Source organism: Sphingomonas phoenicis, from assembly GCF_047238005.1.
Taxonomy (GTDB): domain Bacteria; phylum Pseudomonadota; class Alphaproteobacteria; order Sphingomonadales; family Sphingomonadaceae; genus Sphingomonas.
In genome coordinates, this window is record NZ_JBDFMC010000002.1 from 3,159,990 (window position 1) to 3,174,251 (window position 14,262).

The following is a 14,262-nucleotide window of genomic DNA, read 5'->3' on the forward strand; positions in this document are numbered from 1 at the left end:
CTGAGTTGGCCGGGAGTGCGGGGTTACGAGCCGGCGTTTTCCTTCTCCAGCTCCCCCGCCAGCGGATCGTCGTCGATGCCCTCCAGCGTGGCGCCGGACAGGTAGGTGGCGCGGCCGAGGAGTTGCGCGCCGAGCGGCAGGGTCAGGAGCAGGAACAGGATCGTCAGCATCCCCGTCGACGGCCGTGCGACGTCGCCGATCAGGAGCACGCCCAGCACGACCAGCGCCGTGCCGAGCGTACCCGCCTTGGTGGCGCTGTGCATGCGCTGGAGCGGATCGGGCAGGCGGACCAGCCCGATCGCGGCGATCAGGAGGAAGGCGACGCCAATGGCGGTGAGGACGAGGCCGGCGATCATCGCCGCTCCTCCCGCGCCCGCGCCTTGCGTTCGAGGAAGAGCGCGAAGGCGGCGGTGGCGACGAAGTTGATGAGCGACAGGCCGAGCGCGATGTCGAGGAACGCGCTGCGCCCGGTCGCGACCGCGGTCAGCGCGGCGAACGCGACGGCGACGGCGGTCAGCATGTCGAAGGCGACGAACCGGTCGGCGAAGCTGGGTCCCCTGACCATCCGCCAGCCGGCAAGGGCGAGGGCGAGGCACAACGGCAGGGCGAGGATGGCCGCGGCGGCGGGAAGGTCGATGGCGGCGGGATCGATCATCGCTCCAGCTCCAGCAGGCGGCGTTCGTAGAGGCGGGTGAACTTCGCGACGGCAGCGGCGGGATCGCGGCCGTCGAGGACATGGAGATAGAGGCGCCGCCGGTCCTGCGACACGTGGAGGCAGGTCGATCCCGGCGTCAGCGAGGTGCAATAGGCATAGAGGACGACCGCCCACGGCTTGTCGAGGTGCACCGGCACGACGAGGATCGCGGGCCGGGTATCGACGCGGGGGGCCAGCACGATGCGGGCGACGAGCAGCGACGAGACGACGAGGTCCCACACGAAGCTGGCGGCGAGCGCGACGGCGGCGATGAGCTTCCTCATGCGCCGGCCCCCATCCTTGCGAGTGCTGCGGCGGACATCCGCGCGACGCGTTGCACCGGTTCCGGCATCAGCCCGATCGCAATCGTGGCGGCCGACAGGATCGCCATGCCGGCCAGCATCGCCGGCGGCACGCGGCGGACACGGCGACCGCGCAGCGACTTCCAGCATGCCTCCGACCACAGGATCGCGACCGAGGTGATGGTGAGGAGCGCCGACAGCAGCGCGGCGACCGACAGCCACGGTGCCGCGTCCAGGCCGGCGCGGATCACCAATAGCTTCGCCCAGAAACCCGACAGCGGCGGAATGCCGGCGAGCGAGAGCATCGGCACCGCGAACAGGAAGGCGAACAGCGGGTTCGACCGGATCATGCCGCCGGTATGGGCGAGGTTCCAGCTGCCGGTGGCGCGACGGATCGCGCCGACGCCCAGGAACAGGTTGGCCTGAACGATCATCGAATGGATCATGTAGAACACCGCCGCGGTGACGCCCTGCGCGGTGCCGGTGGCGAGGCCGGCGGCCATGTAGCCGACCTGTGCGGCGACATGATAGCCGAGCAGGCGGCGCATGTCGGACTGCGCGAGCGACGACAGCGCCGCCAGCACCATCGTCGCCGCGGCGATCAGCCCCAGCGGCAGGAGCAGCATCGCCGCGCCCGCACGGCCGGCGGCGATCCCCCACACCCCGGCGAGCACCATCAGGAGCGCGTAGAAACCCATCTTGGTCAGCAGCCCGGCGAAGACCGCGGCGGCGGTGACGGGCGCGGCGGCGTAGGACGAGGGCAGCCACTGGTGGAACGGGAACAGGCCCGATTTCAGCGCGAGCCCGCCCAGCAGCAGCGCCGCGGCGGCAGCGGTCGCGACGGACGGCGGCGCAGCGGCGAGCAGCCGGGCCAGCGTGACGAGGTCGAGCGTGCCGGTAACGCCGTAAAGGATCGCGATGCCCGCCAGGATCGCCGTCGCGCCGACCATGCCGAACGCGGCGTAGCGCATCGCGCCGCCGATCTGCGCCTCTCGCCGGTCGAGGGTGACGAGGCCGAGCGCGGCGACGAGCGCGAGTTCGAACCAGACGTACAGGTTGAACAGATCGGTGGTCAGGAACGCGCCGTTCACCGCCGCCAGCAGGGCCAGCGACAGGGCGTCGTAGCCCGCGGCGCGGCGGCGGGCGCCGATGTCGGCGAGCGAGTAGACCGCGCCGGCCAGCGCGACGAGCGCCGCGACGACCACCAGCACCGCACCGGGCAGCCGCGCGGCGAAGCCGACGGCGATGCCGGCGGGCCAGCCGCCGAACAGCGTGGCCGCCAGCACGCCGCCGTCGAGTGCCCGGGCCAGCAGCAGCGCGGCGCCGGCCAGTATCGCGGCGTGGACGGTGACCGACAGGCGGGCGACCGCCGCCGGCCGGTGGCGCAGCATCGCGGCCGGCCCGGCGACGAACAGCGGCAGCACGACGGGCAGGATCAGGAGGAGGGCGTCAGTCAGCGTCCGGCTCCCGGATCTCGGGATCGTCGGGCTGCTCGGGCGCGTCCAGCCCGCGCACGTCGAGCGTGCCGGTGGCGCGCCAGCCGCGGATGACGATGGTGGCGAGGACGATCGTGAGGGCGAAGCCGATGACGATCGCGGTCAGGATCAACGCCTGCGCCAGCGGGTCGGCGGCGTCGCCCAGCGCCTGCTCGCCCGCGCGGACCAGCGGCGGTTGGCGGCTGGAGAAGTCGCCGGCGAGGAAGATCATCAGGTTGACCCCGGTGGACAGCAGCGCGAGCCCGAGGAGGATGCGGATCATGTTGCGCGAGAGGATCATGTAGAGCGCGGCGCCCATGATCGCGGCGGCGGTGAAGGCGTAGAGGATCGTCATCGCGCCGCCTCCCGCTGAAGCCCGAACAGGAAGGTCAACACGGCGCCCAGGACGACGACATAGACGCCGATGTCGAACAGGATGGTCGTGCTGAGCTTCGGCAGGCCGCCGCCCGGCTCCCACCACAATTGCGACAGGAAGGGCGCGCCGCCGATCATGCCGGGCAGGCCGCTGGCGACGGCGAGGCCGAGGCCGGTGGCGACCAGCGTGACCGGCGCGGTGCGCAGCGTGCGCGCGGCGTCGCCGACGCCGCGTGCCAGCGAGAGGACGGCGAAGGCGAGCGCGGCGACCAGCCCGCCGACGAAGCCGCCGCCCGGCTGGTCGTGCCCGCGCCACAGGATCATCACCGAAGCGGCGAGGAGCAGCCAGAACAGCGGCCGGCTGGCGGCGTGGAACGAGTAGTGGACCGATCGGCGCGCCGCGCCGTCGTCCACGCCGCGCGCGCGCAGCAGCGACGCGCCCAGGAGCGCGGCGACCGCGATCACCGTCGTTTCGCCCAGTGTGTCCAACCCGCGGAAATCGACGAGGATGACGTTGACGACATTGTGCCCCTTGCCCGCGGGATAGCTCATCCGCCCGAACCAGTCGGCGGCGGGGGTGGCGTTGACGACGCTGCCCATGTCGAGCATCGCGACGAACATGACGGCGGCGAACGCCGTGGCGAGGGCCGCATGGCCGATGCGTCGGCGGGGCGAGCGCGTGTGCGGAGCGTCGAGCGGGACGACCAGGAGCAGGGCGGTGAGGAGGACGACGATCAGCGCCTCGACCGTGAACTGCGTGATCGACAGGTCGGGCGCGCCGTTCAGCATGAAGGTGATGGCGACCGCGAACCCGGTCAGCCCCACCGCGATCATCGCCGCCAGCAGGTTGCGCGCGCGCGCCGCCGCCAGCGCGCCGGCGATGCCGGTCAGGGCCACCGCCGCCTCTGCCAGCCGGACCGGCTCCGCCGCGGGCAGGCGCAGGCCGGCGCCCGCCTGCCACATCGCCCAGCCGACCAGCGCGACGAAGCCGGTGAGCGCGGTGGCCAGATAGCCGCTGAGGTCGCCATGCTCGACCCGCGAGGTGATCGCGGCCGACAGGCGCAGCATGCCGCGGATCGATCGCTCCCACAGCCGTTCCAGGCCGATCTGCTCGATCGCCGCATGGCGCCGCAGGACGAGGTGGAGGGGACGCCAGAAGATGACGATGGCGGCCCCGATCGTGACGACCACGGCGCTGAGCGCCAGCATCGGCGTCAGCCCGTGCCACACCGCGACGTCGACGCTGACCGGCTGGCGATAGACGGCGGCGACGGCGGGGCGGATGGCGACGCGGGTGATCCAGTCCGGCTCGAGGCTGATGACCAGACCGGCGAAGGCGAGGAAGAGTGGCGGCGCGACGAGCGAGAAGCTCTCGCCATGTTCGATCCGCACCTCCTTCTTGGGCGCGAGGAAGAAGGGGCGCAGCGTGATGACGCCGGCGACGCCGACCATCACCGCATTGACCAGCACCGCGACCGCGAGCGGCGCCAGTTCCCAGCTGCTTTCCAGTTGCGCCTCGAACAGGAATTCCTTGGTGATGAAGCCGAGGAAGGGGGGAATGCCCGCCATCGACAGGCTGGCGAGGGTGCAGGCGAGCGCGGTGAACGGCAGCGAGCGGCGCAGGCCGCCGAGCGAGCGGAGCGTGCCGGTGCCGGTCGCGTGGAGGACCGAGCCCGCGCAGAAGAACAGCGCCGCCTTGTAGAGCGCGTGGGCGAGGAGGAAGCCGACCATCGCCACGGTCGCCGCCGGCCCGTCGAGCCCGACCAGCAGGACGAGGATGCCGAGCGAGGCGATGGTGGAATAGGCGAGGGCAGACTTGAAGCTCTCCGCCCGCAGCGCCTGCAGGCCCGCTACCAGCATCGTCGTGCAGGCGACCAGGATCATCACATTGCGGCCCCAGCCGGTGCCGGCGATCAGCGGCTCGAACCGGGCGAGGAGATAGATGCCGAGCTTCACCATGGTCGCGGAATGGAGGAAGGCGCTGGCCGGGGTGGGCGCCTGCATCGCGTTGGGCAGCCAGAAATGGAACGGGAACTGCGCCGATTTGGTGAAGCCGGCGATCATGATGCACACGACGATCGGTGCGCCCCAGGGGCTGGCGAGCAGTTCCGGCGCGCGGCGGACGGCATCGGCCATCGAATAGCCGCCCAGCACCTGGCCGATCATCGCCACCGCCGCGATCAGGGCGAGCCCGCCGCCTGCCGTCACCTGCAACGCCATGATCGCGGCGCGGCGCGAGCGGGGGCTGCGGCTGTCGAAGCCGATCAGGAGGAACGACAGAATGCTGGTCGCCTCCCAGAAAAGGATCAGGAGGAGGAGGTTGTCGGCCAGCACCGTGCCGAGCATCGCGACCATGAAGAGCAGGATCAGCGTCAGGAAGCGGGAGCGCTCGTCGCGCGGCTTGTCGGTCAGGTAGCCGCCCGAATAGATTGTCACCAGGCCGCCGATACCGGTGATCAGCAGGCAGAACAGGAACGAGAAGCCGTCGAGCCGGAGCGTGACATCGAGCCCGAGCGACGGCGCCCAGCGCCATCCCTCGCTGCGGACCCAGCCGCGCTCGACGACCGAGGCGAAGGCGACGAAGGCGGCGAAGAGGCCGAACGGCACGACCGAGACGATGAGGCCCGCGCCCTTGCCGACGACGCGCGCGACCAGCGGAACGATGCAGGCGGCGATCAGGGCCAGGACGAGGAGCGACAGCATTTCCCCCCTTCTAACGCCGGACCGGCCGGAGGGAGCCATGGAAACGTCGTTGGCGTGCGTCAGGCCGCGACGCCGACCTCCTGCCGCCCGGCATCGTGCGGGAAGGCCAGCGTGACTTCCACCCCATCGGTCTGCCAGCCGATCGCGATCGAGCCGCCGCGGGTCCGGACGATGCGTTCCATCAGCCGGATGCCCTGGCCGCCCTGTCGCGAGTGGTGGGTGACCGCACGAAGCGAGCGTTCGGACCAGGTGACGGTGAGCAGGCCGCCGGACAGCGCGGACCCGACATGGATCTCGCCGCCATGGCCCAGCGCACCGTGCTTGGCGGAATTCACCGACAGTTCGCCCAGTACCAGTGCGATCGCGTCGGCGATCCCCTGGTCGACGATGACCGGCGCCTGATCGTCGATCACGACCGGGCAATTGGGATTGTCGAACGGGGCCAGCAACGCCGGGATCAGCCGGGCGATCTCGCAATGCGCCTCGTTCGACAGGAACAGCGACTGCGCCGTGCCGAGCGCGCCGAGCCGGTCGGTCATGCTGCGGGCGAACGCCTCGTTGGCGGGATTGCCGCGGGCGAAGGCGGTCAGCAGGCTGCTGACCATGGTATAGGTGTTCTTCAGCCGATGCTTGACCTCTGCCGACGAGATCTCCAGCGCCTCGCGCGCGTTCTGCGCGTCGGTCACGTCGCGGGTGACGCAGAGATAGCCGCTATGCACGCCGTCCAGATCGGTGACGGCGGAGATGGTCACATCCCACCAGCGCGGCATTCCCGTCCGAGTCGGGCAGAAGGCGCGGAAGCGGGTCGACTGCCCCTCGGCCGCGCTGGTGTAGGCCGCGGCGATCGCCTGCATCGTCACGTCGGGCCAGAGACTCGCCCAGGAGCGGCCGGCGACATCGGCGAGCGAGCCGAACTCCATCATGCGCAGCCCGCTGCGATTGATGTAGCGGAGCACGCCGTCGAGTCCGATCAGCTTCACGCAGTCGATGCTGTTGTCGAGTACGGCGACAAGCGTTTCCGGCGACAGAGCGTCGGCGATCGCGAACCGCGATTCAGATGCGTCCGACATCCACGGCCCCCCGCGGCACGGGTGCCCCACGCACCCATTATCCCGATCCGGACCTTACACCCGCCCGAACGCATTAGGAAGAAATGCTTTCGTCCAGATAGCAATTTACTGCATCAAACTGCCTGATCGACATTAACGACGATCACCCCCGCCTCGAAGTGCCGCGCCGATCGGTCGGGCCGTCGGCGAAAGCGCATGGTGGCAGGAAAGCATGCAACCCGCGCGCCCACCGGCCGTTCCGCTGGTGCTTGCCCGCGATCCTGTCATGTCCGAATGACAGGCCGACGCCCGCGAGCGTGAGAAGGAGGAGAATCCGACAATGTCCGACGATCGCCACGAAGCCGTCAGCCGCCGCGCCTATGAGTTGTGGGAGAAGGAGGGCGGGGGCCACGGCCGTCACGAGGATCATTGGCATCAGGCCGCGTCGGAAGTCGGCGGCGACGCGGACGGCAATACCGCGGCGCCAGACGGCACGACGCTGGCCGGGGCACCGGCCGACCAGACCCCCGTCGACGGCCCGGCCGCACCGCCGGTGAAGAAGTCGGCCGGTCGGGCCGCGGCATCGACCCCGGCCGACCAGACGCCCGTCGGTGCACCCGCCGCGCCGCCGGCCCGTGCCGCCGCGACGAAGCCGCGCAAGCCGAAGACGGCCAAGTAAAGCGTGGCATCCATGGCTGACGACCTTGCCGCCGTGCCCGCCACGGCGATCCGTTCCGCGTCGCCCCTGTCGGCGGCAGACGCCGCGCGCACCATGCCGCGGCTGGTGGTGGAGGACGTCAGCCCGAGGGTGGATGGCGGTGCCTTTGCCGTGCGGCGCGTCGTCGGCGAGACCGTCGTCGTCGAGGCGACCGTGTTCACCGACGGCCACGAGCAGCTGGCCGCGGAACTGCTGTGGCGTGCGATCGACGAGGAGGAGTGGCGGCGGGTGCCGATGGCCGCGCTGCCCACCGACCGCTGGACCGCGTCGCTGACCCTGGAACGGCTGGGCCGGCACGAGTTCGTGGTCGAGGGATGGCTGGACCTGTGGGGCGGGTTTCGCCGCGACTTCGCCAAGAAGCGCGACGCGGGCGTCGCCCAGCCGGTGGATGCGATGGAGGGTCGCGGGCTGGTCGCGGCCGCGGCCGACGCAGCGCCTGGAGAGATCGGTGCGCGGCTGTCTGCGTGGCAGCGCCGGCTGGAGGCTGCGCCCGACGATACCGCGCTGCTGCTCGATGACGATCTGGCAGCGGCGATGGCGCTGGCCGACGCGCGCCCGTTCGCCCTCAGATCCGAACCCCAGCTGCTGGACGCGGAGCGGATCGCCGCGCGGTTTTCCAGCTGGTACGAGCTGTTCCCCCGATCGATCACCGACGATCCGGCGCGGCACGGGACGTTCGACGACGTGATCGGACGGTTGCCGCAGATCCGCGATATGGGGTTCGACACGCTGTATTTCCCCCCGATCCACCCGATCGGCGAAACCAATCGCAAGGGGCCGAACAACACGCTGACGCCGGGGCCGGGCGATCCCGGCAGCCCGTATGCGATCGGATCCGCGGATGGAGGGCACGACGCGGTCCATCCCGAACTGGGCGGTTTCGACAGCTTCGCCCGTCTGGTCGAGGCGGCGCGGGGGCACGGGCTGGAGATCGCGCTGGACTTCGCGATCCAGTGCTCGCCCGATCACCCGTGGCTGACCGAGCATCCGGGCTGGTTCGCGTGGCGACCGGACGGGTCGATGAAATATGCGGAGAACCCGCCCAAGAAGTATCAGGACATCGTCAACGTCGATTTCTATGGCCCCGATGCGGTGCCGGGTCTGTGGACGGCCCTGCGCGACGTGATCCTGCTGTGGATCGACAAGGGCGTGACGACCTTTCGCGTCGACAATCCGCATACCAAGCCGCTGCCGTTCTGGGAGTGGATGATCGCGGACGTGCGGGCGAAGCATCCGGAGGCGATCTTCCTGGCCGAGGCGTTCACCCGGCCGACGATGATGTACCGACTGGCCAAGGCCGGCTTCTCGCAGAGCTACACCTATTTCACATGGCGCGACACCAAGGCGGAGCTGCAGGAATATATCACCGAACTGACCACGGAGGCGCCGCGCGAGTTCTATCGCCCGCACTTCTTCGTCAACACGCCTGACATCAACCCGGTCTATCTGCAGACGTCGGGGCGGCCGGGATTCCGGATCCGCGCGGTGCTGGCGGCGACGCTGTCGGGGCTGTTCGGCGTCTATTCCGGGTTCGAGCTGTGCGAGGCCGATCCGGTGCCGGGCAAGGAAGAATATAACGACAGCGAGAAGTACATCGTGAAGCCGCGTGACTGGAATGCGCCCGGCAACATCATCCAGGACATCGCGATGCTGAACCGGCTGCGCCGCCGCTATCCGGCGTTGCAGACGCACCTGAACACCAGGTTCTTCGTCGCCGGTGACGACAACATCATCTGGTACGGCAAGCCCGATCCGGACGGGAAGGGCATGATCTGCGTGATGGTGAACATGGACCCGCATCAGGGGCACGAGTGCGTGTTCCAGGTTCCGCTGTGGGAGTTCGGCATGGGTGACGACGGCGATATCGCGGTCGAGGATCTGGCGGAGGGTTACCGGTTCCGCTGGTACGGCAAGGAACAGTCGATCCGGATCGAGCCGGACCAGCCCTATCGCATCTGGCGCCTGACCGCGGAGCACGAAGCATGAGCGCGCCCGACACGATGACCGGGAACAGCCAGGCGCATATCGACGGCGTGGGGCAGGACCCGCTCTGGTACAAGGACGCGGTGATCTATCAGGTCCACATCAAGTCCTTCTACGATTCGAACAATGACGGGATCGGCGACTTCAAGGGGCTGATCCAGAAGCTGGATTACATCGCCGATCTGGGCGTGACGTGCATCTGGCTGCTGCCCTTCTATCCCAGCCCGCGCCGCGACGACGGGTACGACATCGCCGAGTATCGCGAGGTGTCGCCCGATTACGGCACGATGGAGGATGCCAAGGCGCTGATCGCGGCGGCGCACGAGCGCGGCATCCGCGTGGTGTTCGAACTGGTCATCAACCACACATCGGACCAGCATCCCTGGTTCCAGGCCGCACGCAGGGCGCCGCCGGGATCGCCCGAGCGGAACTTCTACGTCTGGTCGGACGACGACAAGCTGTATTCGGGCACGCGGATCATCTTCCTCGACACCGAAAAGTCGAACTGGACGTGGGACGAGGAGGCGGGTGCGTATTTCTGGCACCGTTTCTACAGCCATCAGCCCGACCTGAACTTCGACAATCCGGCGGTGCTGGAGGAAGTGCTGCAGGTGATGCGCTTCTGGCTGGACATGGGCGTCGACGGGCTTCGGCTCGACGCGATTCCCTATCTGATCGAGCGGGACGGCACGTCGAACGAGAACCTGTCGGAGACCCACGACGTATTGAAGAAGATCCGCGCGGCGCTGGACGCGGAATATCCCGACCGGATGCTGCTGGCCGAGGCGAACATGTGGCCGGAGGATACGCAGCAATATTTCGGCGACGGCGCCGACGGGAAGGGCGAAGAATGCCACATGGCCTTCCACTTCCCCCTGATGCCGCGGATGTACATGGCGGTGGCGCAGGAGGATCGCTTTCCGATCACCGACATCATGCGCCAGACGCCGGATATTCCCGAAAACTGCCAATGGGCGATCTTCCTGCGCAACCATGACGAGTTGACGCTGGAGATGGTGACCGACGCCGAGCGCGATTACCTGTGGAACACCTATGCCGCCGACCGGCGGGCGCGGATCAACCTGGGCATCCGCCGCCGGCTGGCGCCGCTGATGGAGCGGGACCGCCGGCGCGTGGAGCTGATGAACGCGCTGCTACTGACCATGCCGGGCACGCCGGTGCTGTATTACGGCGACGAGATCGGGATGGGCGACAACATCCATCTGGGTGACCGCGACGGGGTGCGCACGCCGATGCAATGGTCGCCCGATCGCAATGGCGGCTTCAGCCGCTGCGACCCGCCCAGCCTGACGCTGCCGGTGATCCAGGACCCGCTGTACGGATACCAGGCTGTGAACGTCGAGGCGCAGGAGCGCGATCGCCATTCGATGCTGAACGCGGTCAAGCGGATGCTGGCGGTGCGGCGCGAGCATCCCGCCTTCGGTCGCGGGGCGCAGACGTTCCTCAGGCCCGCCAACCGCAAGATCCTGGCCTATGTGCGCGAGCATGAGGGGGACACGATCCTGTGCGTGTTCAACCTCGGCCGGACGGCGCAGGCGGTGGAGCTGGACCTGCCGGACCATGTCGGGCGGACGCCGATCGAGCTGACCGGCGGCACGCCGTTTCCGCCGATCGGGCTGACCCCCTATGTTTTGACGCTGCCTCCCTACGGCTTCCTGTGGTTCGCGCTGTCGACCGAGGCGGATGCGCCCAGCTGGGCCTCCGCGCCGGCGCCGCTGGAGGCGGAGCGGTACACGTTCGTGCTGCGGCCCGACTTCGCCGACATCGCGATCGGATCGAACCGGTCGGTGCTGGAGCGCGACGTGCTGCCCGCCTATGTCGCGCAGCGCCGCTGGTTCGGGGCCAAGGACGAGAGCGTCCGGGCGGTGCGGATCGTGCGGCTCGATCCGCTGCCGGGCGTGCAGGACCTGCTGCTCGCCGAGATCGAGGTGGAGACCGAGAAGGCGGCGCACCGCTACGCCCTGCCGCTGGGCATCGCGTGGGAGGGGGAGCCGCAGAGCCGCTTCGCCAGCGGGCTGGCGCTGGCCCGGGTGCGGCGCGGGCGTCAGGTCGGCCTGCTGACCGACGGTTTCACCGCCGCCGAGTTCGGCCGCTCGGTACTGGCGGCGATGCGCGCGGGGGCGACGCTGGGCACCGGCGACGACGCGATGGCCTGTTCCGCCGAGGGGCTGGACGTCGACGACGATGCCGAGATCGAGTGGCTGACGGCCGAACAGTCGAACAGCTCGCTGGTGATCGGCCAGTCGGTGGTGCTGAAGCTGCTCCGCCGGCTGGAGGCGGGCGTGCATCCGGACGCGGAGATGGTGCGCCACTTGGTCGCAGGCGGGTTCGAGGCAGTGCCGCCGGTGCTGGGCGAGGTGCGCCGGGTGGCCGACGACACGCTGCTGATGCTGGCGCAGCGGTTCGTCCACAACCAGGGCGATGCCTGGAGCTGGACGCTGGGCGTGCTGGAGCGGCTGGCGACCGAGGACGAGACGACCTTCGCCAATTACCGCAACTTCGCCGAGACGCTGGGCCGGCGGCTGGCTGAGATGCACGGCGTTCTGGCGCAGCCCACTGACGACCCCGCCTTCGCGCCCGAGACGATGGACGCGGCCGGAACCGGGCGGCTGGCGGAACAGGTGCTCGCCGACGTCGACAATGCGCTGGCCCAGATCCGCGCGGCGGGGCTGGAGGGAGAGGCGGCCGAGTGGCTGGTGACCCATGCCGACGCGCTTGCCGACCGGGTGCGCGCGGTCGCCGGCAGCGCGGTGGGTGAGCGGCGCACCCGGATCCACGGCGACCTGCATCTGGGGCAGGTGCTGGTGACCGGCGGCGACGTGATGCTGATCGATTTCGAGGGGCAGCCGGCGCAACCGCTGGCGGAGCGGCGGGCCAAGGACCTGCCGCTGCGCGATGTGGCCGGCATCCTGCGCTCGTTCGACTATGCCACCGCGGTCGCCGACCGGTCGCGTCCGCCGGGTCCGGATACCGAGGCGCTGCGGGCCGAGCATCGCTACGCCAACTTCTGTCACCGCGCGCGTGCCGCGTTCCTCGACGCCTATACCGCGGCGAGCGACGGCGAGCCGGATGCGGCGCTCCTCGACCTGCTGCTCGTCGCCAAGGCGGCGTACGAGGTGGGGTACGAGGCGGCGAACCGGCCGGACTGGCTGGAGGTGCCGGTCGACGGGCTGTTCCGGGCGGGGCGACGGCTGGTCGGTTGAGGTCGGCGGCTGGCGGGGATTGCTCCCGGCCGCCGCCCGGCCTATCTGGTGTTTAACATGTTCAACGCGCCGGAGAGCTCCATGACCACCACCGTCAGCAATATCCTCGACCGCGTCCTCGTACTGGAAATGGTCCGGGTGACCGAGGCGGCGGCGATCGCGTGTTCGACGATGGTGGGGCGCGGCGATGAGAAGGCGGCGGACGCCGCGGCCGTGGAGGCGATGCGCGCCGCGCTGAACGAGCTCGACATGGACGGCACCGTGGTGATCGGTGAGGGCGAGCGCGACGAGGCGCCGATGCTGTTCATCGGCGAGAAGGTGGGGACCGGCAACGGCCCGGCGATCGACATCGCGCTCGATCCGCTGGAGGGCACGACGATCTGCGCGACCGCGGGGCCGAACAGCCTGGCGGTGCTGGCGATCGCGGAGGCCGGCGGGCTGCTGAACGCGCCCGACGTCTACATGGACAAGATCGCGATCGGGCCGGGCTATCCCGACGACCTGATCGATCTGGACAAGTCGCCGACCGAAAACGTCACCGCGCTCGCCGCGGCGAAGGGCGTGAAGCCGGGCGAGATCATCGCCTGCGTGCTGGATCGCCCGCGCCACGAGAAGCTGATCGCGGAACTGCGCTCGATCGGCTGTGGCGTGATGCTGATCGGCGACGGCGACGTGGCCGGCGTGATCGCGACGACCAACCCGGACACGACGATCGACATCTATATGGGATCGGGCGGCGCGCCGGAGGGCGTGCTGGCGTGCGCGGCGCTGCGTTGCGTCGGCGGGCAGTTCAAGGGCCGCCTGCTGTTCCGCAACGACGACGAGCGCGCGCGCGCCGCCAAATGGGGCGTGACCGACCTCGACAAGCAGTACGACCTGACCGAGCTGGCGCGCGGCGACTGCATCTTCGCGGCGACCGGCGTCACCGACGGATCGCTGCTGGAGGGCGTGAAGCGCAAGGGCGGCAAGATGACCACCGAGAGCGTGGTGATGCGCGCCTCGTCAGGCACGGTACGCTGGGTGAAGGGCGAGCACCGGCTGGGGTGACCGGGCAGGCGGCGGCGACGCTGTTGCTGGCCGGGGCGCTGGCGGCGGCATGGTGGTTTCTGCGCGGCCGCGGAATTCGGCGCGGTCCCGCGAACCGGTACGTCCGGTGGATGCTGCACACCGGTCTGGCGTTCGTGCTGCCGGTGGTGGTGGCGCTGGCGGTGCTGGGGCGGATCGACGCCCTGTGGCGGATGCCGGCCGAGTTCGACGGGGTACGCGCGTGGCTGCCGGTGATGGCGGCGGACGACCTGATCGCGGGGGCGATCGGCGGCGTGCTGCTGGGGCTGGCCATCGCGGCATGGCGAGCGCGCCGCGGGGCGCTCCCGATCGGCCGGCCGGGGGCGCTGATGCCCCGCACGTCGGGCGAGCTGCCATGGGGGGCGGCGGTGGCGCTGGTGGCGGGGGCGACCGAGGAGCCGTTCTTTCGCCTGCTGCTGCCGCTGCTGATCGCGCTGGCGACGGGCAGCGCGGCGCTGGGCTTCGCTGCGGCGACGCTGCTCTTCGGGGCGATGCACGGGTATCAGGGCTGGCGCGGCGTGGTGGCGACGACGCTGTTCGGCGCGGTGATGGCAACGGTCTATCTGGTCAGCGGGGCATTGTGGCTTGTCATGCTGCTGCATGCGCTGGTGGACCTGAACGGACTGGTGGTGTGGCCGGCGCTGCGGCGGCCATAGCCATCGGGCGTCATCCGG

General features: G+C 70.0%; 12 protein-coding genes. 5 read left to right on the forward strand and 7 right to left on the reverse strand.

Annotated features, from left to right (window positions below):
- Nucleotides 1-23: 23 nt before the first annotated feature.
- From mnhG to ABC319_RS16000, 7 genes are read right to left on the reverse strand one after another with little or no spacing between them, the layout of a single operon-like run.
- Nucleotides 24-356 carry a monovalent cation/H(+) antiporter subunit G gene (gene mnhG, locus ABC319_RS15970; protein ID WP_413071171.1) on the reverse strand — a complete coding sequence of 111 codons (333 nt, stop codon included), beginning with the start codon at nucleotides 354-356 and terminating at the stop codon, nucleotides 24-26.
- Nucleotides 353-655 carry a monovalent cation/H+ antiporter complex subunit F gene (locus ABC319_RS15975; protein WP_413071172.1) on the reverse strand — a complete coding sequence of 101 codons (303 nt, stop codon included), beginning with the start codon at nucleotides 653-655 and terminating at the stop codon, nucleotides 353-355. The genes mnhG and ABC319_RS15975 overlap by 4 nt, the downstream gene beginning before the upstream one ends.
- Complete coding sequence (locus tag ABC319_RS15980; RefSeq protein ID WP_413071173.1) at nucleotides 652-978, reverse strand: Na+/H+ antiporter subunit E; 327 nt, start codon at nucleotides 976-978, stop codon at nucleotides 652-654. Before ABC319_RS15980 ends, ABC319_RS15975 begins: the two co-directional genes overlap by 4 nt.
- A complete protein-coding gene (locus ABC319_RS15985; protein WP_413071174.1) occupies nucleotides 975-2,420 on the reverse strand; it encodes a proton-conducting transporter transmembrane domain-containing protein in 1,446 nt (481 codons plus the stop codon). The genes ABC319_RS15980 and ABC319_RS15985 overlap by 4 nt, the downstream gene beginning before the upstream one ends.
- Nucleotides 2,421-2,445: 25 nt before the next feature.
- Entirely contained in the window at nucleotides 2,446-2,826 is a 381-nt protein-coding gene (locus ABC319_RS15990; RefSeq protein WP_413071175.1) for a sodium:proton antiporter, read from the reverse strand.
- Complete coding sequence (gene mbhE, locus ABC319_RS15995) at nucleotides 2,823-5,549, reverse strand: hydrogen gas-evolving membrane-bound hydrogenase subunit E (protein WP_413071176.1); 2,727 nt, start codon at nucleotides 5,547-5,549, stop codon at nucleotides 2,823-2,825. The genes ABC319_RS15990 and mbhE overlap by 4 nt, the downstream gene beginning before the upstream one ends.
- A gap of 59 nt (nucleotides 5,550-5,608) precedes the next feature.
- Nucleotides 5,609-6,619 carry a sensor histidine kinase gene (locus ABC319_RS16000; RefSeq protein ID WP_413071177.1) on the reverse strand — a complete coding sequence of 337 codons (1,011 nt, stop codon included), beginning with the start codon at nucleotides 6,617-6,619 and terminating at the stop codon, nucleotides 5,609-5,611.
- Nucleotides 6,620-6,938: 319 nt separating this feature from the next.
- Here ABC319_RS16000 and ABC319_RS16005 point away from each other — a divergent pair, with 319 nt between their 5' ends.
- The 5 genes from ABC319_RS16005 to ABC319_RS16025 all read left to right on the forward strand — a co-directional run bounded on the left by ABC319_RS16005 (nucleotide 6,939) and on the right by ABC319_RS16025 (nucleotide 14,244).
- On the forward strand, nucleotides 6,939-7,277 hold the full coding sequence (locus tag ABC319_RS16005) for a DUF2934 domain-containing protein (RefSeq protein ID WP_413071178.1): 339 nt from the start codon (nucleotides 6,939-6,941) through the stop codon (nucleotides 7,275-7,277).
- 12 nt (nucleotides 7,278-7,289) lie between these two features.
- Nucleotides 7,290-9,302 (forward strand): alpha-1,4-glucan--maltose-1-phosphate maltosyltransferase, encoded by a 2,013-nt coding sequence (locus ABC319_RS16010; RefSeq protein ID WP_413071179.1) that lies wholly within the window; start codon nucleotides 7,290-7,292, stop codon nucleotides 9,300-9,302.
- On the forward strand, nucleotides 9,299-12,523 hold the full coding sequence (treS, locus tag ABC319_RS16015) for a maltose alpha-D-glucosyltransferase (protein ID WP_413071180.1): 3,225 nt from the start codon (nucleotides 9,299-9,301) through the stop codon (nucleotides 12,521-12,523). Before ABC319_RS16010 ends, treS begins: the two co-directional genes overlap by 4 nt.
- A gap of 81 nt (nucleotides 12,524-12,604) precedes the next feature.
- A complete protein-coding gene (gene glpX, locus ABC319_RS16020) occupies nucleotides 12,605-13,570 on the forward strand; it encodes a class II fructose-bisphosphatase (protein WP_413071181.1) in 966 nt (321 codons plus the stop codon).
- On the forward strand, nucleotides 13,567-14,244 hold the full coding sequence (locus ABC319_RS16025; RefSeq protein WP_413071182.1) for a CPBP family intramembrane glutamic endopeptidase: 678 nt from the start codon (nucleotides 13,567-13,569) through the stop codon (nucleotides 14,242-14,244). The genes glpX and ABC319_RS16025 overlap by 4 nt, the downstream gene beginning before the upstream one ends.
- Nucleotides 14,245-14,262: the final 18 nt, after the last annotated feature.